Source organism: Streptomyces sp. NPDC026672 (assembly GCF_040638185.1).
Lineage (GTDB): Bacteria > Actinomycetota > Actinomycetes > Streptomycetales > Streptomycetaceae > Streptomyces.
This window is the reverse complement of record NZ_JBEZXS010000011.1, coordinates 75805-97099: the sequence shown is the minus strand read 5'-3', so window position 1 is coordinate 97099 and position 21295 is coordinate 75805. Positions and strand designations below refer to the sequence as shown.

At 71.9% G+C, this 21295-nt stretch carries 20 protein-coding genes and 2 tRNA genes; 11 read left to right on the top strand and 11 right to left on the bottom strand.

The genetic code is table 11. From position 1 onward, the window contains the following. Nucleotides 1-11: 11 nt before the first annotated feature. A complete protein-coding gene (locus AB0F77_RS15360) occupies nt 12-524 on the bottom strand; it encodes an SSI family serine proteinase inhibitor (RefSeq protein WP_361947387.1) in 513 nt (170 codons plus the stop codon). A gap of 215 nt (nt 525-739) precedes the next feature. Between AB0F77_RS15360 and AB0F77_RS15355 the strand changes: the two genes are divergently transcribed. The 9 genes from AB0F77_RS15355 to AB0F77_RS15315 all read left to right on the top strand — a co-directional run bounded on the left by AB0F77_RS15355 (nt 740) and on the right by AB0F77_RS15315 (nt 10293). Then, nucleotides 740-830, top strand: a tRNA-Ser gene (locus AB0F77_RS15355). Between the two features lie 176 nt (nt 831-1006). Next, nucleotides 1007-1079, top strand: a tRNA-Arg gene (locus AB0F77_RS15350). A gap of 341 nt (nt 1080-1420) precedes the next feature. Then, nucleotides 1421-2503, top strand: a complete 1083-nt coding sequence (locus tag AB0F77_RS15345) for a DUF2797 domain-containing protein (RefSeq protein ID WP_361947384.1) — start codon at nt 1421-1423, stop codon at nt 2501-2503. Between the two features lie 26 nt (nt 2504-2529). Next, entirely contained in the window at nt 2530-3432 is a 903-nt protein-coding gene (locus AB0F77_RS15340; protein WP_361947381.1) for an amidohydrolase family protein, read from the top strand. A gap of 169 nt (nt 3433-3601) precedes the next feature. Further along, a complete protein-coding gene (locus tag AB0F77_RS15335) occupies nt 3602-4354 on the top strand; it encodes a response regulator transcription factor (protein WP_361947378.1) in 753 nt (250 codons plus the stop codon). Continuing rightward, nucleotides 4351-5979 carry a HAMP domain-containing sensor histidine kinase gene (locus AB0F77_RS15330; protein WP_361947375.1) on the top strand — a complete coding sequence of 543 codons (1629 nt, stop codon included), beginning with the start codon at nt 4351-4353 and terminating at the stop codon, nt 5977-5979. Before AB0F77_RS15335 ends, AB0F77_RS15330 begins: the two co-directional genes overlap by 4 nt. A 14-nt stretch (nt 5980-5993) precedes the next feature. Next, on the top strand, nt 5994-7325 hold the full coding sequence (locus AB0F77_RS15325; protein ID WP_361947372.1) for a bifunctional glycosyltransferase family 2/GtrA family protein: 1332 nt from the start codon (nt 5994-5996) through the stop codon (nt 7323-7325). After that, on the top strand, nt 7322-9421 hold the full coding sequence (locus AB0F77_RS15320) for a glycosyltransferase family 39 protein (protein WP_361947369.1): 2100 nt from the start codon (nt 7322-7324) through the stop codon (nt 9419-9421). The genes AB0F77_RS15325 and AB0F77_RS15320 overlap by 4 nt, the downstream gene beginning before the upstream one ends. Before the next feature lie 113 nt (nt 9422-9534). After that, nucleotides 9535-10293, top strand: a complete 759-nt coding sequence (locus AB0F77_RS15315; protein WP_361947366.1) for a TetR/AcrR family transcriptional regulator — start codon at nt 9535-9537, stop codon at nt 10291-10293. A gap of 46 nt (nt 10294-10339) precedes the next feature. Here AB0F77_RS15315 and AB0F77_RS15310 read toward each other — a convergent pair whose 3' ends face one another. The 4 genes from AB0F77_RS15310 to AB0F77_RS15295 all read right to left on the bottom strand — a co-directional run bounded on the left by AB0F77_RS15310 (nt 10340) and on the right by AB0F77_RS15295 (nt 14900). Then, entirely contained in the window at nt 10340-10810 is a 471-nt protein-coding gene (locus AB0F77_RS15310; RefSeq protein ID WP_361947363.1) for a PPOX class F420-dependent oxidoreductase, read from the bottom strand. A 48-nt stretch (nt 10811-10858) separates the two neighbouring features. Next, the gene (locus AB0F77_RS15305; protein WP_361947360.1) at nt 10859-11680 is read right to left on the bottom strand and encodes a YceI family protein; all 822 of its coding nucleotides are present in this window, start codon (nt 11678-11680) and stop codon (nt 10859-10861) included. Between the two features lie 119 nt (nt 11681-11799). Then, entirely contained in the window at nt 11800-14346 is a 2547-nt protein-coding gene (locus tag AB0F77_RS15300) for an MFS transporter (RefSeq protein ID WP_361947357.1), read from the bottom strand. A gap of 20 nt (nt 14347-14366) precedes the next feature. Continuing rightward, a complete protein-coding gene (locus AB0F77_RS15295) occupies nt 14367-14900 on the bottom strand; it encodes a MarR family transcriptional regulator (RefSeq protein WP_361947354.1) in 534 nt (177 codons plus the stop codon). Between the two features lie 243 nt (nt 14901-15143). Here AB0F77_RS15295 and AB0F77_RS15290 point away from each other — a divergent pair, with 243 nt between their 5' ends. Then, nucleotides 15144-15338, top strand: coding sequence for a hypothetical protein (locus tag AB0F77_RS15290; protein ID WP_361947351.1), 195 nt, complete (start codon nt 15144-15146; stop codon nt 15336-15338). Between the two features lie 169 nt (nt 15339-15507). Here the strand turns inward: AB0F77_RS15290 and AB0F77_RS15285 are convergent, their stop codons facing one another. The 6 genes from AB0F77_RS15285 to AB0F77_RS15260 form a co-directional block, all read right to left on the bottom strand. After that, on the bottom strand, nt 15508-16413 hold the full coding sequence (locus AB0F77_RS15285; protein WP_361947348.1) for an RNA polymerase sigma factor SigF: 906 nt from the start codon (nt 16411-16413) through the stop codon (nt 15508-15510). 299 nt (nt 16414-16712) lie between these two features. Beyond that, entirely contained in the window at nt 16713-17546 is an 834-nt protein-coding gene (locus AB0F77_RS15280) for an RNA polymerase sigma factor SigF (RefSeq protein WP_361947345.1), read from the bottom strand. Nucleotides 17547-17704: 158 nt separating this feature from the next. Next, the gene (locus tag AB0F77_RS15275; RefSeq protein ID WP_361947342.1) at nt 17705-17998 is read right to left on the bottom strand and encodes a Dabb family protein; all 294 of its coding nucleotides are present in this window, start codon (nt 17996-17998) and stop codon (nt 17705-17707) included. Between the two features lie 11 nt (nt 17999-18009). Next, on the bottom strand, nt 18010-18189 hold the full coding sequence (locus tag AB0F77_RS15270; RefSeq protein WP_361947339.1) for a hypothetical protein: 180 nt from the start codon (nt 18187-18189) through the stop codon (nt 18010-18012). Between the two features lie 540 nt (nt 18190-18729). Beyond that, entirely contained in the window at nt 18730-19395 is a 666-nt protein-coding gene (locus AB0F77_RS15265) for a YdcF family protein (RefSeq protein WP_361947336.1), read from the bottom strand. Continuing rightward, a complete protein-coding gene (locus AB0F77_RS15260; protein WP_361947333.1) occupies nt 19392-20201 on the bottom strand; it encodes a GntR family transcriptional regulator in 810 nt (269 codons plus the stop codon). Before AB0F77_RS15260 ends, AB0F77_RS15265 begins: the two co-directional genes overlap by 4 nt. Before the next feature lie 890 nt (nt 20202-21091). Between AB0F77_RS15260 and AB0F77_RS15255 the strand changes: the two genes are divergently transcribed. Continuing rightward, nucleotides 21092-21244, top strand: a complete 153-nt coding sequence (locus AB0F77_RS15255) for a hypothetical protein (protein WP_361947330.1) — start codon at nt 21092-21094, stop codon at nt 21242-21244. Nucleotides 21245-21295 lie beyond the last annotated feature (51 nt).

Here is a 21295-nt window from a genome sequence, read left to right as displayed (position 1 = left end):
ATCCGCCGAGGTTATCCGCCGAGGTCGGGCAGCAGCGGCACCATGCGGTTCCAGCGGGCGATCTCGCAGCCGTTCGCACGGTCGTACGTCGCGTCGACCGGGCGTCCGGCCCAGACGCCGGTGACGTGCGCGGTGGCCGGTCCGCCGTACTGCATCGTGCAGACGCTGCCGTCCGGGACCGGCGCGAAGGGGTCGCTGCCCCAGTGCGTGTTCCGCTCCACGGCCGCGCACGCGCCCCCGGCGTCCGGGTGACTGCCGGACGCCGGGTGACAGGTCAGCGCATACGTCCCGTCGCGCCCGACGCCGGCGTGCCGGACGGTGACGGTGAGGCGGTCGTGGGGCGGGGCGGGTACGGCGGGAGCCGGAGCGGCGCTGGCGGGGACGGTGGCCGAGGCGGGTGCGACGGCGCCGAGCGTGACGGCGAGGGCGGCGAGGCCGACGGCCACGGGGGCCAGGGCGGCGCGGACGGCACTGTGGGCCAGAGTGATCAGAGTGAGGCGGGAGCGCGGGGTGACGTACGACATGCCCTGATCAACGCTCGAAGGCGCCGGACGTTGCGCCCGCCCCCCTGCCGGACGGGATCGCGGCGCGACGCGGCGGCGCACGCCCCGGCACGGTCGAGAAGGGCTTTGCCCTGCGGCCCGGCTGCCTAGTACCGTGGGAGCCGATTGGTGACAGCACGCTCGACTGTGTCATCATCTGCACGCGCCACTCACGCGCTCGCGTGGGAGGTTGTGCTGGAGGCGTCGCCTAGTCCGGTCTATGGCGCCGCACTGCTAATGCGGTTTGGGCCTTAAAGCCCATCGAGGGTTCAAATCCCTCCGCCTCCGCACCTGATCACCGAAGCCCCGGTCCACATGGACCGGGGCTTCGGTGCGTCATGGGCGTTTTCGCAGGTCACAAGGGGTGCGGCCAATGGATTTCACATGGCGGCGGCAGTCATGTAATGTTCTTCCTGTCGCCGCGAGGGGCCGCAAGGCAGGGAACGGAGACAACAACAGAACAAGCACTCGTAGCTTAACGGATAGAGCATCTGACTACGGATCAGAAGGTTGCAGGTTCGAATCCTGCCGAGTGCACATCGATTCAGGAGCCCCCCGGGATAATCTCGGGGGGTTTCTGGTGTCCGCCGGAGAAGGTTCGACCGGGGTGCTGAGGGGGGCGCGTGGCTGGGTGGCGTTCGGGTCGGGGGCGTGGCTGGGTGTTCGGGGCGTTCGGGCTGGGGTGGGTCGCGCTTCTTGTGGGTGACTTCACCGGGCGGTCGGTCTGGCTGATGGCCGTGGCGCTCTGCTTCCTGCTGCCCAGTTCCGCCGCGCTGTGGATCGAACACCGGAAGCGGCGGTTCTGAGCGCGCACCGGGCGTTGTCGGTGGGGCGGGCTAGCCTCGGGCGTGATGGCACAGGTGTGGAGATGTTCCGGGATGTCGTGGGCCGGGGGCGGGCCCGTGCTGGGCTGGGGCGAGGGGCGGCGGAGCGCGCTCGCCCGGGGGCAGCGGGTGGCCTTCGGAGTGGCCGAGGGAGCACAGCGTGGATGCGTGGGGGCCCGGCGGCACTCCTGCCCCACGGGGGCCGTCGTGTCGGGGCGCAGCACCGGCGCGCGGTGTGAGGAGTGCGCGCGGCTCGACCGGGCGCACTCCGTGGCCGCCGACACCGTCGCCGACGACCCCCGCCCGTATCACGTGTACCTCGCCTGGTTCGGGCCCGGCATGGTCAAGGTCGGCATCACCGCCGTCGAGCGCGGTCCGGCTCGGCTGCTCGAACAGGGCGCCGTCTGCTTCAGCTGGCTCGGCGCCGGTCCGCTGATGGCCGCGCGGCGCACCGAGGAGCTGCTCAGGGCCGCCCTGGGGGTGCCGGACCGGATTCCCTACGCCGCCAAGCGGGCCGTACGGTCCGCCCTACCCACCACCCCGGACGAGCGCGCGGCCGAGATCGCGGCGCTGCACCCGCGCGCCGTCGCCCTCGACGGCTGGCCGGACGCCCTCACCCGCGAGCCGTTCCAGCCGGTCGACCACTTCACCGCCTTCGGCCTCGGCCCCGACTTCGGCCACGTCCGCGCGCCCGGTTCCGGCCCGCTCACCGCGTCCGATCCCGGTTCCGGTTCCGGCCGTGCCAGTGCGCCTGGTTCCGGTCCCGTCACCGCGTCCGGTTCCGGCCGTCTCACCGCCTCCGCTCCCGCGGACTCGTCCGCCCCCGGCAAGGCGGTCCTGGGCGCGGCCACCGAACGGACTTCCGGCGCGCCGGCCCTCGCCCCGGTCGCCGGACCGACTCCCCCCACCGCCGCCCTCCTCGAAGTCACCGAGCTGGTCCCCGGTGCCGGTGTCGACGGTGAGTTGGTGGCTGCCGCGGGGCCCGATCTGCACCTGCGTACCGAGCGCGGGACCGTCGTGCTGGACACTCGGCTCATGACCGGATGGCCCCTCGTCCCGGTCGCCGGGAGCGGCCGACCCGCCTTTCCCGCGCGGCGGATCAAGGAGCGGGCCGGTGTGCAGGACCAGTTGTTCTGACGGGTACGGGTGAAGAGGAGCGTGGCGTGAGCACGGAGACGGAAGCCGCCGGTGTCCGGGAGTTCTGGGGGAGGCTCGGCCTGCCGGGCCTGGTCGACGTGCACACGCACTTCATGCCCGAGCGCGTCCTGCGCAAGGTCTGGGCCTACTTCGACGCGCTCGGCCCGCTCACCGGCGGTGTCGAGTGGCCGATCACCTACCGCGAGGGCGAACCCGAACGCGCCGCCCGGCTCAGGGAGTTCGGCGTGCGGGCGTTCACCGCGATGCTCTACCCGCACAAGCCCGGCATGGCCCGCTGGCTCAACGGCTGGGCCGTCGACTTCGCCCGCCGCACCCCCGACTGCCTGCACACCGCCACCCTCTTCCCCGAGGAGGACGCCCCGGAGTACGTGCGGGAGGCCCTGGACGCGGGCGCGCGGGTGTTCAAGGCGCACGTCCAGGTGGGGGCGTACGACCCGGCCGACGAACTCCTCGACCCCGTGTGGGGCATGCTCGCCGAGGCCCGGGTCCCCATCGTGATCCACTGCGGGAGCGGGCCGAACCCCGGCAAGTACACCGGCCCCGGGCCGGTCGGGCGTGTCCTTGCCCGGCACCCGCGGCTGCGGCTGGTGACGGCCCACCTGGGGATGCCGGAGTACGAGGACTTCCTCACGCTCGCCGAGCGCCACCCGGAGGTGCGGCTCGACACCACGATGGCGTTCACCGACTTCAGCGAGCGGCAGGCCCCCTTCCCCCGGCGCGCGCTGCCCCGCCTCGCGGACCTCGGCGACCGGGTGCTGCTCGGCAGCGACTTCCCCAACATCCCCTATCCGTACGTCCACCAGCTGCACGCCCTGGAGCGGCTCGGCCTCGGCGACGACTGGCTGCGCGCGGTCTGCCACGACAACGGCGCCCGCCTCTTCGGCCTCCAGGACCAGCAGGGTCACTAGCAGGGGCATCAGGGGACCCCAAGGGCACCACGAGGAACGCGGACTGTGAGTGCGCCCGGGGCCGCCGCGGCGGTGTCCAGGAGTTCCCTGAGAGCACCCTGTGCGTTTCTCAGGAAAATCACAGATCCGCGCAAGCCGGTTCTCAGAGGGCACGACCAGAGTGCCCACCATGACCACGACCTCGCCCCAGGGGCGCACCGAACTGCTGAGGTCGGACGGGAGCCCCGTCCGCGTGCTGGTGGTGGACGACGAGCAGTCCATCACCGAACTGCTGAGCATGGCCCTGCGTTACGAGGGCTGGCAGATCCGCAGCGCGGGCGACGGACAGGGCGCCCTCAGCAGCGCCCGCGACTTCCGGCCCGACGCCGTCGTCCTGGACATGATGCTGCCCGACATGGACGGCCTCGCCGTGCTGGGCCGGCTGCGCCGTGAACTGCCCGACGTGCCCGTCCTGTTCCTCACCGCGAAGGACGCCGTCGAGGACCGTATCGCCGGACTCACCGCGGGCGGCGACGACTACGTCACCAAGCCGTTCAGCCTGGAGGAGGTCGTCGCCCGGCTGCGCGGCCTCATCCGCCGCGCCGGCGCCGCCGACCGGCGCTCCGAGTCCGTGCTCGTCGTCGGCGACCTCACCCTCGACGAGGACAGCCACGAGGTGTCCCGCGGCGGCCACGACATCCACCTCACCGCGACCGAGTTCGAACTGCTGCGCTTCCTGATGCGCAACCCGCGCCGGGTGCTGAGCAAGGCCCAGATCCTGGACCGGGTGTGGTCGTACGACTTCGGCGGGCAGGCCAACGTCGTCGAGCTGTACATCTCCTATCTGCGCCGGAAGATCGACGCCGGCCGTGAACCGATGATCCACACCCGGCGCGGGGCCGGTTATCTGATCAAGCCGGCCGTGGCACCCGCCGCCCCGTGAGCGGGCGGCCGGGCCCGCGGCGGCGCCGCGCGCGCCGGCCGCGCACCCTGCGGACGCGTCTGGTCGTCGCGTCCGTCGTCCTGATCGCCGTCGTCTGCTCGGTGATCGGCACGGTGACCACGCTCGCCCTGCGCTCGCACCTGTACGCCCAGCTCGACGACCGGCTCGGCGAGGTCGCCGCCCGGGCCGCGGGCGGCTTCGGACCGCCGCACGCCCCGGACGCCCCGGCCCCGCTGTCCGCCGAGCACGGCAGGCCCGTCGACCTGGCCGACTTCGTCACCCGGGGCCCGCAGCCGCCCGGCACGGTCGTCGCCGCGGTCCACGGCGGCACCGTCACCGACGCGCGCCGCGGCGAGAAGGCCCGCGACAGCAGCGGTGTCTTCGACATGAACGCCGAGACGCTCACCGCCGCCCAGACCGCGGCGCTCGACGCGGTCGCCCGGGACGGCCGGCCGCACACCGCCGGGCTCCCGGACCTCGGCAGCTATCGGGTCCAGTACACGAGCGGCGTCAACGGCGCCTACTACGTGGCCACCCCCACCTCCGACGCCGACGGCACCGTCACCACCCTGATCCTCGTCGAGGTCAGTGTCACCGCCGCCGGTCTCGTCGCCGCCTGTCTCGCCGGCACCGTCATCGTCGGCGTCGCCACCCGCCCCCTGCGCAAGGTCGCCGCCACCGCCACCCGGGTCTCCGAACTCCCCCTGCACACCGGCGAGGTGAACCTGCGCGAGCGGGTACCCGAGTCCGAGACCGACCCGCACACCGAGGTCGGCCGGGTCGGCGCCGCGCTCAACCGGATGCTGGACCACGTGCACGGCGCCCTGCACGCCCGTCAGCAGAGCGAGACCCGGGTACGGCAGTTCGTCGCCGACGCCAGCCACGAACTGCGCACCCCCCTCGCGTCCATCCGCGGCTACGCCGAACTCACCCGGCGCGGCCGCGAACGGGTCGGCCCCGACACCCGGCACGCGCTCGCCCGGATCGAGTCCGAGGCCGACCGGATGACCCTGCTGGTCGAGGACCTGCTGCTGCTCGCCCGGCTGGACGCAGGCCGGCCGCTGTGCTTCGAGCACACCGACCTCGTACCGCTCGTCGTGGACGCCGTCAGCGACGCCCGCGCGGCCGGACGCGGCCACGAGTGGCGGCTCGACCTGCCCGACGGACCCGCGCCCGTCCAGGCGGACGCCGCCCGCCTCCAGCAGGTCCTCGTCAACCTGCTCGCCAACGCCCGCACCCACACCCCGCCCGGTACGACCGTCACCGCGCGGGTGCGTCGGCGCGGGCCCTGGCTGTGCGTGGACGTCGAGGACGACGGGCCCGGCATCCCGTCCGCGCTGCTGCCGCACGTCTTCGAGCGGTTCGCGCGCGGCGACTCGGCCCGCTCGCGGGCCACCGGCTCCACCGGGCTCGGCCTCGCCATCGTGCGGGCCGTGGCGAGCGCGCACGGCGGCGCCGTCACCGTGGACAGCGGCCCCGGGCGGACGGTGTTCACCGTGCGCCTGCCCGCCCCCGCCCCCGCCGCCGACCGGGCCTCCGCTCCTGACCTCGTCCCCGTTCCCCGTCCGCTGCCGCACTCACAGGTGGGGCACAGTGCCACCACACGGGTGGAACAGGGCGGTTGACCACAGTCGGTGCCATGCGAACCGACCCCTCTCCCGGCCCCCTCCCGGCCCGGGAGCACCTGCCGGCCCCGGAACACCTCCCCGATCGGGGACACCTCCCGGCCAGGGAACACCTCCCGGCCACGCCCGCCGGCACAGCCGTCCTGGACGTCGTCATCCCCGTCCACAACGAGGAGCAGGACCTCGGGCCCTGTGTGCGCGGACTGCGCGAGCACCTGGGGCGGACCTTCCCGTACCCGTTCCGCGTCACGATCGCCGACAACGCCTCCACGGACCGCACCCCGCAGGTCGCGGCCCGGCTCGCGGCGCGGTTCCCCGAGGTGCGGTGGGTGCGGCTGGAGCAGAAGGGCCGCGGCCGGGCGCTGAGCGCCGTCTGGTCCGCCTCCGACGCCCCGGTCCTCGCCTACATGGACGTCGACCTGTCCACCGACCTCAACGCGCTGCTGCCGCTGGTGGCGCCGCTGATCTCGGGCCACTCCGACCTGGCCATCGGCTCCCGGCTCAGCCGCGGTTCCCGCGTGGTGCGCGGTCCCCGGCGGGAGTTCATCAGCCGCGCCTACAACCTGATCCTGCGCGGCTCGCTCCAGGCCCGCTTCTCCGACGCCCAGTGCGGCTTCAAGGCGATCCGGCGGGACGTCGCCCAGGTGCTGCTGCCGCTGGTCGAGGACGCCGGCTGGTTCTTCGACACCGAGCTGCTGGTGCTGGCCGAGCGGGCCGGGCTGCGCATCCACGAGGTGCCGGTCGACTGGATCGACGACCCCGTCTCGACGGTGCGGATCGTGCGGACGGCCACCGACGACCTGCGGGGCGTGTGGCGGGTGGGCCGCGCCCTCGCCACCGGTTCGCTGCCCCTGGACCGGCTCGTACGGCCCTTCGGCGACGACCCGCGCGACCGCGACCTCACGGACGTGCCCCGCGGACTCGCCCGGCAGCTGGTCGGGTTCTGCGTGGTCGGCGGCCTGTCCACCCTCTGCTACCTGCTCCTCTACAGCGCCTTCCGCGCTTTCAGCGGCGCCCAGGCCGCCAACGGGCTCGCCCTGCTGGTCTCTGCGGTCGCCAACACCGCGGCCAACCGGCGGCTCACCTTCGGGGTGCGCGGCCGGACCGGCGCCGTGCGCCACCAGGCGCAGGGACTCGTCGTGTTCACCATCGGCCTGGTCCTGACCAGCGGCTCGCTCGCCGCCCTGGACGCGGCAGGTGGCCACCCGGGCCACTCCACCGAACTGGCGGTCCTCGTCGCCGCCAACCTCGCGGCGACCGTGCTGCGCTTCCTGCTGCTGCGCGCCTGGGTGTTCCCCGAGTACCGCCCGGCCGCCGCCGGATCCACCGCGGAGGACACCCGATGACCACCACCACGCACCACGGCGGGCACGTCCTCGCCCGGCCCCGGCAGCCGTTCGTACGGCGCCTGCTGACCGCCCGCGCGGAGACGGACCCGCGCTGGGCCCGCCCGGCCCTGCTCGCCCTGCTGCTGGCGACCGCGCTGCTGTACCTGTACGACCTCAGCGCCTCCGGCTGGGCCAACTCCTTCTACGCGGCGGCCGTCCAGGCGGGCAGCACCTCCTGGAAGGCGTTCTTCTTCGGCTCGCTGGACGCGGGCAACGCCATCACCGTCGACAAGCCCGCCGCCTTCCTGTGGCCGATGGAGCTGTCGGTACGGATCTTCGGCCTCAACTCCTGGGCGCTCCTCGCCCCGCAGGCCCTCATGGGGGTCGCCGCCGTCGCGGTGGTGCATGCGTCCGTGCGCCGGCGGTACGGGCACGCGGCCGGGCTGATCGCGGGCGCGGTGCTCGCGCTCACCCCGGTCGCGGCGCTGATGTTCCGCTTCGACAACCCGGACGCGATGCTCGCCCTGCTCATGGCGGTGGCCTGCGCGTTCGTGGTGCGGGCCGTGGAGGACGGGCGGACCCGGTGGCTGGTGTGGGCGGGGGTGGCGATCGGCTTCGCGTTCCTCGCCAAGACGCTCCAGGCGTTCCTGGTGCTGCCGCCCCTCGCGCTCGTGTACGCGGTCTGCGCGCCCGTGCGGCTGCGTCGGCGGCTGGCCCAACTGGGCCTGGCGACCCTGGCGTTGGTCGTGTCGGGCGGTTGGTGGGTGGCGGTCGTCGAGCTGTGGCCGGCCGCCTCGCGCCCCTACGTCGGCGGTTCGCAGCACAACAGCTTCCTGGAGCTGACCTTCGGCTACAACGGCCTCGGCCGGCTCAGCGGCGAGGAGACGGGGAGCGTCGGCGGCGGAGGGGGAGGCGGCGGTGCCGGCGGCTTCGGCGGCGGGCGCTGGGGCACGACCGGCTGGGACCGTATGTTCGGCGCGGAGGTCGGCGGTCAGGTGTCGTGGCTGATCCCGGCCGCGCTGATCCTGCTCGTCGCCGCGCTGTGGGCCACCCGGCGGGCCCCGCGCACGGACGCCGGCCGGGCGGCGCTCCTGGTCTGGGGCGGCGCGCTGCTCGTCACCATGGCCGTCTTCAGCTACATGGCGGGCATCTTCCACCAGTACTACACGGTGGCCCTCGCGCCGTACCTCGCGGCGGTCGTCGGCATGGGGGCGGTGCTGCTGTGGCGGCGGCGCGGCGAGACCTGGGCGTCGCTCGTGCTGGCCGCCTCGGCCGTGGCGGGCGCGTCCTGGGGGTACGTCCTGCTGCACCGCACCCCGGACCACCTGCCCTGGCTGCGGTGGGCGGTGCTGGTCGGCGGACTGGCGGCCGCGCTGGGGCTGGTCTTCGCGGGCCGGCTGCCGTGCCGTGCGGCGCTCGCTGCGGCGGGCCTCGGCCTGGTGGCGGCGCTGGCGGGGCCGACGGCGTACACGCTGAGCACGGTCGCCGTCCCGCACACGGGCTCCATCCCGACGGCCGGTCCGGCGGGCGCGGGCATGATGGGCTTCGGCGGGGGCGGCGGGGGACGCTTCGGCGGCTTCCCGGGGCGGGAGCGGCTCGGCGGGACGGGGGTCCCGGGCGGCGGACAAGGCGGCGGGACCGGCTTCCCGGGCGGGACCGGAGCCCCCGGCGGCAACGGCTTCCCGGGCGGAACGGGGTTCCCCGGCGGGGGCGGTCCGCTCGGTGGCGGCCCCTCCGGGGAGGGCGGCGGCGGTGGGCTCGGCGGGCTCCTCGACGGCACCGCCGTCTCCGCCGAGGCGAAGAAGCTGCTGAAGACGGACGCCGGGAAGTACACCTGGGTCGCCGCGTCCATCGGCTCACAGAACGCGGCGAGCTACCAACTGGCCACGGGGGAGCCGGTCATGGCGATCGGCGGCTTCAACGGCACCGACCCCTCCCCGACCCTGGCGCAGTTCAAGAAGGACGTGGCCGACGGCAGGATCCACTACTTCGTCGGAGGGGGCGGCCGTGGCGGCGGCTCGGACGTCACGACCTGGGTGGAGGCCAACTTCACGAAGGTGACGGCCGGTTCGGACACCTTCTACGACCTCACCCGCCCGGCCGGAGGGAGTTGACGAGGCGTCGGCGGCGCGGCCGAACCTCGGCGGCGCGGCCGACCGCCCCTTTTGGGAGCGTTCCGGCCTAGCATCTCGGTAAGCGGACCGAGATGTTCAGGGGAGGGGCGCCGATGGTTGCGGCAGCCGAGGGCGGGGTGCGGGCCAGTGTGTGGCTCCAGGAGAAGGCCCGTCGGCGATCGCGCAGCGGCCCGCCCTCCGGCCTCGACCGGGAGCGGATCACCCGTGCCACCGTGCGGATGCTGGACGCGAAGGGGCTGGACCGGTTCTCGATGCGCCGCCTGGCCGCCGAGCTGGACGTGACCGCGATGTCCCTGTACTGGTACGTCGACACCAAGGACGACCTGCTCGAACTCGCCCTCGACGCCGCGTTCGGCGAACTCGGGCTGCCGGACGCGGAGGACGAGGACACGGACTGGCGGGAGCAGTTGCGCACGCTCGCCACCGAGTACCGCGCCCTGCTGGTGCGCCACCCCTGGCTGTCGCCGCTCGCCGGGCGCTTCCTCAACATAGGCCCCGACTCGCTGGCCTTCTCGCGCCGGGTGCAGCAGGTCGTGCGCCGCACGGGGCTGCCCGCGCACGGTGTGTCCGGCGCGATCTCGGCCGTCTTCCAGTTCGTGTACGGCTACGGCACCTTCGAGGGCCACTTCGCCACCCGGGTCGCGGCGGCCGGGCTGACCCCGGACGAGTACCACCGCTCCGCGCTCAGCGCGGCGATCGGGGCGCCGGGGGCGGAGGACGTGCTGCGGGAGCGGGCCGAACTCCGTGCGGCCCGGGGCGGCGACACGGTCCAGGAGATGCTGGACCGTGACTTCGCCTTCGCCCTGGAACTGCTGGTCTCCGGCATCGAGGCGATGGTCACCCGCGCCTGAGACCGGCCGGGCGGACCACCGCCGGGTCGGATCACCGCCGACCGGATCAGTCGCCGGACACCAGACGGGCCGGGAAGCCGCCCGTGGCCACCGGACCCCAGCGGGTCGGGGTCACCCGGATGATGGACTTGCCCTGCTTGACCATCGCCGCCCGGTACTCGTCCCAGTCCGGGTGCTCGCCGGCGATGTTGCGGTAGTACTCGACGAGCGGTTCCACCGAGTCGGGCGAGTCGACGACCTCGGCCGTGCCGTCGATCTGGACCCAGGGGCCGTTCCAGTCGTCGCTCAGCACGATCAGGCCGACCCGCTCGTCGCGCTTGGCGTTGCGGGTCTTGGCGCGCTCCGGGTAGGTGGAGACCACGATCCGGCCCGAGTCGTCGACACCGCAGGTCAACGGCGACCCCTGGGGGCCGCCGTCGGCCCGCCGGGTGAGCAGGATGGCCCGGTGGCGGGGGCGTACGAAGTCCAGCAGCTCATCGAGCGAGACGGTGGTGTTGGTCGCGATGTTCGGTGCCATGGCAGCAGCCTAGGGCCGGTGGCCCCGTTGCGGCTGATTCTGCTGGGCCTATGCCTGGGGGAGTGTCTCGCCCTGTACGGCCTGGACGTCCAGCTCGACCTTGAGTGTCGTGCCGATGGCGGCGATCCCGGCCTGGACGATCTGGTTGTAGTTCATCGCGAAGTCCTCCCGCAGCAGCTCCGTGGTCGCGCGGAAGGCGGCCCGGGTGCCGCCCCAGGGGTCGGACCCGGTGCCGAGGTAGGCGAGGTCGAGGTCGACCGGGCGGACGACACCGCGCATCGTGAGCTCGCCGTGCACCGTCCAGCGGTCGGGTCCCGCGGCGCTCACCCCCGTCGAGCGGTAGGTGATCTCCGGGTACCGCTCCACGTCCAGGAAGTCGGCGGAGCGCAGATGGGTGTCGCGCATGTCGTTGCCGGTGTTGATGCTGGCGGCCCGGATCACCGCCTCGACGCGGGACTTGGCGACGTCGTCCGGGGCGATCTCGACGGTGGCGGTGAAGTCCGTGAACCGGCCGCGCACGCTGGAGATCCCCAGGTGCTGGGCGACCGCGCCGACCGTGGAGTGCGCCGGGTCGACGGTCCAGGGTCCGGGCGGGGGCAGCTCGGTGCCGCCCTGGCGGGCCAGGGTCACCGTCCCGACGCCGGCGCGGCCGCTCGCGGTGACGATCGCCCCGGCGGCGGCGGGCGCGTACCCGACGGCCGTGACGATCACCGTGTACGCCCCGGGGACCAGCTCGGTCGCGTCCCGTACGGAGCCCTCCGCGTCGGCCTCGGCGCGCAGCACCTGCCGGCCCGTCGTGTCCGTCAGCGTGACGACCGCGTGCGACACGGCCCAGCCGTCCCGGGTCTGGATCCTCGCCGTCAGTCCCATCCCGTTTTCTCCCTCAAAAGCCATGGCCGGCTTCGCGCAGCCCTGCAAAGTGGTCGGGTGAAGCAGAACCGGCCCGTGGCACGCCGCCCTGCGGGGGCGTGCCACGGGCCGGGGCCGAACTACTCGCCGGGGTGGGCGAGTTCGATGTCGTGCCCGTCGACTCCGGTGCCGGAGACGGTCAGGGCGGTGGCCACCGGCGGGTAGCCGGTCGCGATGACGGTGTAGTCGCCGCTGTTCAGGTCGGTGAAGGCGTACGCCCCGTCCGGCCCGGTGGTGGACGTGCCGACCACGTTGCCCGCCGCGTCCACCAGGGTCACGCGGGCGTCGGCCAGCGGACCGTGCGGGGCGCGGACGACACCCTGGAGCTGGGCGCCGGCGTCCAGGTCGACCTCGATCCGGGTGACCCCGGTCGCGGCGATCTCGACGGGCAGCGCGCGCGGCCGGAACCCGGCGGCGTTCACCGCGAGGGTCACCGCCCCCGGCACCAGCTCGGCGAAGGAGAACTCGCCCTGCTCACCGGTGGTCCCGGTGGCCAGCAGATCGCCGCGCACATCGGTGACGATCACCATGGCGTCCTTGACCGGCAGCGCGCTCCCGGCCCCGCGGACGACACCGCTGAGCCCGCTGGTGCCGCTGAGCAGGATGTCGTACGCCAGCGGGTCCTCGCCCACGACGATCGTGGACGCCTGCGGCTGGAAGCCGTCGGCGGAGGCGATCAGGACGTACGTCCCCGTGCCCGGCGCCCGCATCGAGTAGGCGCCGTCGCCCTGTGCGACCGAGCGGCCGAGCTGGCTGCCGGAGAGGGAGATCAGGGTGACCGCGGCCTGTGGGACCGGGGCGCTCTCGGCGCCGCGGACGAAGCCGTGGACCGGGACGCCGCCGGACGCGGACCGCTCCGGCACGGGCAGGGTGGCCACGGCGGTCGGCTGCCGGGTCGCGGCGGCCAGGGTCCCGTCGCCCGCGTCGACCACGGCCGACGCCCAGCCGGGCACCTTCTCCTCGACGGGCTCGGACGGCTGTGCGCCCGCCTGGGCCGGCTCCTGCACGGTGATCTCCTCGGTCGGGGCGGACTGCTCCTGCGCGGCCTGGGCCAGGGCGCCCGTGGTGCGCAGCGGGACCTCCTTGATGAACAGCGTGATCAGGAAGGCGACCGCGGCCAGGCAGCCGGCGATGAGGAAGACGTCGGCGATGCCGTGGCCGTAGGCGCTCTCCATGACCGTGCGCAGCGGCGCGGGGAGCGCGTTCATGTCCGGGATGGCGTCGCTGGAGCCCGAACCGGCGAGCCCCGCGGCGTACTTGGGGTCGATGCCCGCGAGGCCGTCCTTGACGTAGTCGGTGATTCGGTGGGCCATCACGGCGCCCAGCGCGGAGACGCCGACCGCACCGCCGAGGGAGCGGAAGAAGGTGACGGTGGAGCTGGCCGAGCCGAGGTCGGCGGGCGAGACCTGGTTCTGCGTGCACAGCACCAGGTTCTGCATCATCATGCCGATGCCGAGACCCAGCATCGCCATGAAGACGCCCATCTTCCAGTAGTCCGTGTCGTAGCGGATGGTGCCCAGGAGGCCGAGGCCGGCGGTCACCAGGACGCCACCGCTGACCAGCCACGCCTTCCAGCGGCCGGTGCGGGTGATGAACTGGCCGGAGACGGTGGAGGAGATGAACAGGCCACCGATCATCGGGATGGTCATGACGCCCGACATGGTCGGGGACTTGTCCCGGGCCAGCTGGAAGTACTGGCTGAAGAACACGGTGCCGCTGAACATCGCGATGCCGACGAACAGCGAGGCGAGCGACGCGAGCGTGATGGTGCGGTTGCGGAACAGCCGCAGCGGGATGATCGGCTCGCTCGCCCTGGACTCGACGAGGAGGAACAGCAGGCCGAGGACGATCGAGCCGCCGACCATCGCGTACGTCTGCCACGACAGCCAGTCGTACTTGTCACCGGCGAAGGTGACCCAGACCAGCAGCAGCGACACGGCGGCGGAGATGAAGAACGCGCCGCCCCAGTCGACCTTGACCTCGCGCTTGACCACCGGCAGGTGCAGGGTCTTCTGGAGCACGATCAGGGCGATGACGGCGAAGGGCACGCCGACGTAGAAGCACCAGCGCCAGCCGAGCCACGAGGTGTCGGTGATGACACCGCCGAGCAGCGGGCCGCCGACGGTGGCGACGGCGAAGGTGGCGCCGAGGTAGCCGGAGTACCGGCCGCGCTCGCGCGGGGAGATCATCGCCGCCATCACGATCTGCGCCAGCGCGGACAGACCGCCGACGCCGATGCCCTGCACGACGCGGCAGGCGATCAGCATGCCGGGGTTCTGCGACAGGCCGGCGGCCATCGAGGCGACGACGTAGACGACGAGCGCTATCTGGACGAGCGCCTTCTTGCTGTACAGGTCGGCGAGCTTGCCCCACAGGGGAGTGCTCGCGGTCATCGACAGCAGGGCGGCGGTGACCACCCAGGTGTAGGCGGACTGGCCGCCGCCGAGGTCGCCGATGATGCGCGGCAGGGCGTTGGAGACGATCGTGGACGACAGGATCGCCACGAACATGCCGAGCAGGAGCCCGGACAGGGCCTCCATGATCTGCCGGTGCGTCATGGGGGCCTGGTCGGAGCCTCCCCCGTGCTTGGCGTGAGCCCGCACACCGGCTGGTGTGGTCGTTGCCATGGGCTTCCTTTTCTGTGTCCTCAAGCGGGTGTACGGGTGGGTGTGGGTTCGGGGTCGAACACGGGGGCGGGGATGCCGCCGGGCGGGGGCGGGAGCGAGTGCGGCCGGGTGTGGCTGTGACCGGGGCGGCAGTCGCCGAAGCTCTCCCGCAGACGGGACATGAGCCGGATCAGGTCGTCCACCTCCTCGTCGGTCCAGTCGCTCAGCCGCTCGGCCAGCAGCGCGGTGCTGCGCCGGGACAGCTCGCCGAGCAGGTCCTCGCCGGCCGGGGTGAGGCGCAGGATGCGCGACCGCCCGTCCGCCGGGTCGGGGGACCGCTCGATCCAGCCGCGCTGGACGACGTGCGTCACGTGCCGGCTGGTGACCGACATGTCCACGGCGAGCAACTCCGCGAGCTTGCTCATGCGCATGGCGCCGTGCCGGCCGAGCAGGGTCAGCACCGCGGCGGACCCGGCCGGGCAGTCGTGCGGCAGGATCCGTCCGAGGTCCCGCTTCACGGCGCCGACGGCACTGAGCTGGCGCGCCAGCTCCTCGAACCGGGTCTGCTCCGCCATCACGTCTCCCGTATTCGTTGCTTAGGGCAACCGTACGAAGTTTGGTTGCCGCAGGCAAATAAACAGGGGGCTCACAGGAATAAAAACTTGGCAAAGGCAAGTATTGCGGAAGTAAACACCCAGGTGGCCGACGCGTCGGGTGGCGTGAAGGGTCCGGGTGGTGTGGGGAGTGCGTGAACTCCTCTTTACTTCCGCGGGACCCCACTTGGGCGGGCCGGTGGGTCTTCGCTAGGGTCTCGGGCCATGGCTAACACCCAGGGCCCCCAGGGCAACCACGACCCCGCCGGCAGCACCCAGATGTTCCGCGCGTTCGTCGACGACGCTCCCCCGGCGCAGCAGCAGGCGGCCGCGCAGCGCGGCCCGCGCATCGGTCTCATCCTCGGCGTCGTCGTCGCCGTGGTGGTGGTCGCCGCCGTCGCATGGCTGGCGATGATGTAACAACCCCGGCAGGCATCTCACCCACGCCGAATGGAGCGGGGGTCGACACGACCACCCGCTCCTCGCTGTGCCCGTCGCGACGGGCGGCGTCAACTCGGCCGCGGGGCGGCGCACTTCCGGCCGACGGCGAGTCCCGTACGGCCGGCTGCTCGCGCCCCGCGGGGGGACGTCAGTCCGAGATCAGGCCCTCCCGCAGCTGCGCCAGCGTGCGGGTCAGCAGGCGGGAGACGTGCATCTGCGAGATGCCGACCTCCTCGCCGATCTGCGACTGGGTCATGTTCGCGAAGAAGCGGAGCATGATGATCCGTCGCTCGCGGGGCGGGAGTTTGGCCAGCAGCGGCTTGAGCGACTCGCGGTACTCCACGCCCTCCAGCGCCGAGTCCTCGTAGCCGAGGCGGTCCGCGAGCGAGCCCTCGCCGCCGTCGTCCTCGGGCGCCGGGGAGTCCAGCGACGAGGCCGTGTACGCGTTGCCCACCGCGAGGCCGTCGACGACGTCCTCCTCGGACACGCCCAGCACGGCGGCCAGTTCGGTGACCGTCGGGGAGCGGTCCAGCTTCTGCGAGAGCTCGTCGCTCGCCTTGGTCAGGGCCAGGCGCAGCTCCTGGAGTCGGCGCGGGACGCGCACCGACCACGAGGTGTCGCGGAAGAAGCGCTTGATCTCACCCACGACCGTCGGCATCGCGAACGTCGGGAACTCCACGCCCCGTTCGCAGTCGAAGCGGTCGATCGCCTTGATCAGCCCGATGGTGCCGACCTGGACGATGTCCTCCATCGGCTCGTTGCGGGAGCGGAAGCGGGCCGCCGCGTAGCGCACGAGGGGGAGGTTGAGCTCGATCAGGGTGTCCCGGACGTAGGCGCGCTCGGGGCTGTTCTCGTCCAGTGCGGCGAGCCGCAGGAACAGGGAGCGGGACAGGGTGCGGGTGTCGAGTGCCTCCGAGGCGGCCGGAGCGGCCGTGGCCTGCGCGGCCTCGAGGGTCGTGTCGTCGGCGAGCACGTCGAGAGCGTCGAGCTCCTTGGGCGCTGCCTCGCTCTGCGTGGGCGTCAGCACCTTCGAGCTGCCCTGTTCTACGGACATGCCACCCCCTTTGGGTCGCGGGACGGTCGTGGCGACGTCCCGTCGAGGAACGCAGCCTTCACCTGAATACCGGAGCCGGAGCCGCGGCAAACGCGTCTCCCGCAGAATGTCACATGTCGGCAACACGCTGTAGTGACATGTCGACATGTCAGTGACGAATCAGCCCTGGAAGGAGGGGGTCTGACAGGTTTTCGGGGCTCAAGTGTCGGGATCTTCCCAGGTGGGCGATTCGCTCTCACCGGTGACGGTTCGATCCGGCTTTCGGTTATGGATCAACGGGGCCGGTCGGGTGTTCCCGGCTACACCTCGATGCGGTTCGCCGAGCGCAGCCGCTGGAAGCTGCGCGCGAGCAGCCGGGAGACGTGCATCTGCGAGACGCCCAGCTCCGCGCTGATCTGCGACTGGGTGAGGTTGTTGTAGTAGCGCAGCAGCAGGATCCGCTGCTCCCGCTCGGGGAGTTGGACCAGCAGGTGGCGGACCAGGTCGCGGTGCTCCACGCCGTCCAGGGCCGGGTCCTCGTACCCGATGCGGTCCAGGAGCCCGGGCAGCCCGTCGCCCTCCTGGGCGGCCTCCAGGGACGTCGCGTGGTACGACCGCCCGGCCTCGATGCAGGACAGCACCTCGTCCTCGCCGATGCGCAGCCGCTCGGCGATCTCGGCGGTGGTCGGGGAGCGTCCGAACGCCGTGGTGAGGTCCTCGGTCGCGCTGTTGACCTGCACCCACAGCTCGTGCAGCCGGCGCGGTACGTGGACCGTGCGGACGTTGTCGCGGAAGTACCGCTTGATCTCCCCGACGACCGTCGGCATCGCGAACGTCGGGAACTGCACCCCCCGGTCCGGGTCGAACCGGTCGATGGCGTTGATCAGCCCGATGGTGCCGACCTGGACGACGTCCTCCATCGGCTCGTTGCGGGAGCGGAAGCGGGCGGCGGCGTAGCGTACGAGCGGCAGGTTCGCCTCGATGAGCGCCCCCCGCACGCGGTTGTGCTCCGGCGTGCCCGGGGCGAGATCCTTGAGCTGGCCGAACAGTACCTGGGTCAGGGCCCGGGTGTCCGCACCGCGGCGTTTCTCGGGAGCGGGGGCCTGTGCCTCGTCCTGAGGCGGCGCAGTACTGGCCGACACGGTCAACGCCACCTCTTTATCGCTCAATCATCCGTCAAAAGCGGTCATAGCATCACAAGACATGTGCACTGTGTGCAAGCACCGCATAACACCGTGTTGAGGGCAAGTTGAGGTCCGGAACGCACGAAGGCCCTCCGCCGTCACGGCGGAGGGCCCGGGGAGTACGGGACTCAGAACTCGTAGTCGGCGATCACCCACGTGGCGAACTCCCGCCACAGCGCCACGCCCGCCTGGTGCGCCGGGTGCTCCAGGTAGCGCTTCAGGGCGTCCGGGTCGTCCACCGCCGAGTTGATCGCGTAGTCGTACGCGATGGGGCGGTCGCTGAGGTTCCAGCCGCACTCCCAGAAGCGCAGCTCCTCGATCTGCCCGCCCAGCGCCCGGAACGCCTCGTCACCGGCGACGACCCGCGGGTCGTCGCGCTCGACGCCCTCGTTGAGCTTGAACAGGACCAGGTGGCGGATCATGGGCACTTCCCTCAGTTCTTCGCTCCGTTGGCGATCCAGGTCATGAAGTCGCCGATGGCCTTCGCGGCGTCCGATATGCCCTCGAAGCCTATCTGGACGTAGTCGGCGGCCTTGGCCGGGTCGGTGATGATCACGTACAGCGCGAAGACCACGAGCACGTACACGGCGATCTTCTTGGCGTTCACCGCCACCGCGGCCTCCCCTGTGACTGCTGTGCCTGTTCGGGACCCCTGTTGCGGCCGCGAGTTTAGCCTTCACATGGGCTTTAGGGACCAACGGCCCGCGGGCGGGGGCCCTTTGCCGGTCCCGTGCGGGCGCCCGGAACCGGAGGATGGACATCGACCCCGGCGGATCCGGCAGGAACCGACGGGGCGGGGACGGACCCCACTGCGGGGTGCGCGGCGCTTTTTCCCCCCGGGTGGCGCCGCGTACTTGGGTTCCGTCCCCGTTCCTGCTGCCCGGACACATGTCGGCCCCCCATCCACCTCCCCGAACGCCGGAAGGGCCCCGTCTTCCGACGGGGCCCTTCCACAGCGGTAGCGGAGGGATTTGAACCCTCGGTGACTTGCGCCACACTCGCTTTCGAGGTCTGTTCGTGCTGGTCAGGGCATGATCCGCAGCCGTTTAGCCCCGTTCATTCCCGTCCGCCCGCCCGGAGCGTGAACCGTTGTGGACGGCTCCGGACGGGGGTGAATGAGACGGAAACTGAGACGGAGAGCGTCCCGGCACCATCAGGCTTGATCTGCGGTTTCCGGCACGAGCCGACTCGTGAAGCCGTGGTCGCGTAGCCGCTCATACGCGGTCCTGACGTCGTCGGGAATCCTTTGTTCGATCATGAACCCCTGTCGGGGGTAGATCATGAGCCGCTGCTGTGCACCGACCAACATGTCGACCACAAGGCGCGCGTCCCCGATCGAATCGACGTAGTCGGGAAGCGTCATGGGGGTGGACGCGCACACCCACTCGACACTGGGCCACAGCTTCCGGGCGGTCGCGTACGCGCGCCGCTCCTCGTAGGGCTTGCTGACCAGGAGGACCGACGAGACGGGCACATGCCGCTCTTCGAGTAGCGCGCGCGAGAAGCGGATGTTCTCACCCGTGTTCCGCGCCCTCGGCTCCACAAGGATGACGTCCTCGGGAACCCCCAGCTCTACAGCCCGCTCGCGGTAGTGCTCGGCTTCGCCGCGCGGCATCCGCTCATGCGTCGTTCGGCTGGTCGCGCCGGTGAAGACGATGAGCGGCGCCATCCCGGCGTGGTAGAGGCCGGCTGTCGTGTCGGCCACCCCCAGATCGTGACTGCCGAGTCCCACGGCCACGGAGCATGGGCGAGGCTCGTGCCCCATCTGCTGGAAGTCCCAGAGCCGCTGTGCGTCCGCCCATGCCTGAGCCGAGATCACTTGCTCTCGCCCTCCGTCTCCGTCTGCGCCGAGTCGGGCACCTTGAAGTCATACGACCATGCGAACCGGGTTGCCGCGTGTACCCCGATGGCGAACTCAACCACGGTTCCGTCTGCCGTGCGCGTGGTCCGGTGGAGTTCTACCACCCACTCGCCTGGTGAGAGCTGGAGAAGCTGAGCCTCTTCGGGCGTAGGCACGCGCGCGAAGAGTTCCTCGGTCATGTGGTCGATTTCGTATCCCGCGTCGTAGAGGACGCGGAACCCGCCGCCCCGCCCGGCGGGCCCCGGAGTCGGGTCGACGATGCGGGTTCCTTCGACGTGTTCGGGTCGGTAGTAGCTGGTCAGGGTATGAGTCGGCTGCGCGCCTTCCTTCACCAGTCGGGCCCGCGCGTAGACGTCGGCCCCCTCGGGCAAACCGTGCGCAGCGGCCACGGCCGCCGGCGCTTTCACCCGGCTGACGGTCTGGGTCTGCTCGTTTCGTTGGTACGTGCGGCCGGACGCCACCCGATCCGCGATGAACGCGACTTCATCGCCGTCCCGCCACTTGGCCTTGTCGTACCGCGCGATACCCAACCGCTTGAGGGGTGCCTTCGGCCTCACCACGGTGCCGTGGCCACGGGTCATCGTCACCAGCCCCTCGGCCTCAAGGGCTTTGTATGCCTGGTGGACCGTTGCCTTTGAGCCGTCACCCGCCTCTACGAGGTCCCTGATCTGCGGAAGCTGGTCACCGGGGCCGTAGTCGCCGTTCCTGATCTGCTCGGCAAACCGGTCCGCCAGTTCCCGCCACTTTGGCGCTTTCGGTGCCACGCCGAACTCCTCTCGACAGGTCCCAGTGAAGCACACAGTCCTAGGACTGTTGACAGTCCTAGGACTGTGATGCATTCTCATCTCAGGCCGCTCGCAGTCCTAGGACAGCGAGTTGGAGGGGTCCTCTTTGGACTGCCTTCACGTTGCGGCCAGGGGCCCGGGACAGAGCGGGCCGAGGGACCCGGACCCCTGGTCAACCGGAGGGCTCAGACCGAAAGGTCACGTCTCCATACGCCTGAAACGGGAGCTCGTGTTCCCGAAGGAGACCTGTTCACATCCGCCTCGCATGAGGGGTCCTGATGCGTGAACGACAGCGTTGGGCGTCGCCGCGGTCGACCGGCCGGCGGCGCCTGTGCACCACCCCGTGCCGGTGAGCGGAACGCGCGCTCACGGCCGATCCGGTCGGCCCGTGACCTGCCATCGCGGCGGCTAGCGCCGCGGCCGGTTGCCTCTCCCCGCCCGCACAGACCGCGCCTGGTGCGCGGTCTCTGTCCGGGCGGGGTGGGGGGAGCCGGACAACCCCCGGCTCGACACGAGAGCGGTCCCCGGGATGCCCCCCAGGGACCGCGTACAGACGCCTGCAACGGAGGCACCTGTGGTGACGAGTCTGACAGACCAGGAGCGCGAGGACCTGTCGCGCAAGAACGGTGAGACGAACAAGCGGAGCGAGGACAACGCCCGTGTGCGGGGAGGCCGTTGATGGCCGCCGACGATCACGGGAAGACGAAGCCGCCGCTTCCGGTCCGTCCGCCGCGTCCGCACCCGCACCCGCACGCGGTGTGAGCGGGTCCTGAACTAACTGCCCCGATGGTCGTGACGCCGGGTTCGACTCCCGGCGGGGGCGCTGCGGGCCGCCATGTGCGGTCCGGTCACCTGCGGGAGGACACAGCGTGAAGATCTTCGGCTTCAGCGACGACGGCGAGTTCGCGCCGCTGCCCGACGACATCGAGGCGGACAGCACGATCACGCTCAGCGACGGTCAGTGCATGACCGACGCCCACGGCAACACCTACACGACCACCCCGGCCGACGACGACAACTGACACCCCCCCCGCAACGGCGCGCACCCCCGGAGCTGGAACTCCGGGGGTGCT

What these genes read in the sequence shown, in the direction of transcription:
- AB0F77_RS15360 (WP_361947387.1), bottom strand. Translation starts at nt 524, where the DNA reads ATGTCGTACGTCACCCCGCGCTCCCGCCTCACTCTGATCACTCTGGCC.
- AB0F77_RS15345 (WP_361947384.1), top strand. Translation starts at nt 1,421, where the DNA reads ATGTCGTGGGCCGGGGGCGGGCCCGTGCTGGGCTGGGGCGAGGGGCGG.
- AB0F77_RS15335 (WP_361947378.1), top strand. Translation starts at nt 3,602, where the DNA reads ATGACCACGACCTCGCCCCAGGGGCGCACCGAACTGCTGAGGTCGGAC.
- AB0F77_RS15325 (WP_361947372.1), top strand. Translation starts at nt 5,994, where the DNA reads ATGCGAACCGACCCCTCTCCCGGCCCCCTCCCGGCCCGGGAGCACCTG.
- AB0F77_RS15320 (WP_361947369.1), top strand. Translation starts at nt 7,322, where the DNA reads ATGACCACCACCACGCACCACGGCGGGCACGTCCTCGCCCGGCCCCGG.
- AB0F77_RS15315 (WP_361947366.1), top strand. Translation starts at nt 9,535, where the DNA reads ATGGTTGCGGCAGCCGAGGGCGGGGTGCGGGCCAGTGTGTGGCTCCAG.
- AB0F77_RS15310 (WP_361947363.1), bottom strand. Translation starts at nt 10,810, where the DNA reads ATGGCACCGAACATCGCGACCAACACCACCGTCTCGCTCGATGAGCTG.
- AB0F77_RS15305 (WP_361947360.1), bottom strand. Translation starts at nt 11,680, where the DNA reads ATGGGACTGACGGCGAGGATCCAGACCCGGGACGGCTGGGCCGTGTCG.
- AB0F77_RS15300 (WP_361947357.1), bottom strand. Translation starts at nt 14,346, where the DNA reads ATGGCAACGACCACACCAGCCGGTGTGCGGGCTCACGCCAAGCACGGG.
- AB0F77_RS15295 (WP_361947354.1), bottom strand. Translation starts at nt 14,900, where the DNA reads ATGGCGGAGCAGACCCGGTTCGAGGAGCTGGCGCGCCAGCTCAGTGCC.
- AB0F77_RS15290 (WP_361947351.1), top strand. Translation starts at nt 15,144, where the DNA reads ATGGCTAACACCCAGGGCCCCCAGGGCAACCACGACCCCGCCGGCAGC.
- AB0F77_RS15285 (WP_361947348.1), bottom strand. Translation starts at nt 16,413, where the DNA reads ATGTCCGTAGAACAGGGCAGCTCGAAGGTGCTGACGCCCACGCAGAGC.
- AB0F77_RS15275 (WP_361947342.1), bottom strand. Translation starts at nt 17,998, where the DNA reads ATGATCCGCCACCTGGTCCTGTTCAAGCTCAACGAGGGCGTCGAGCGC.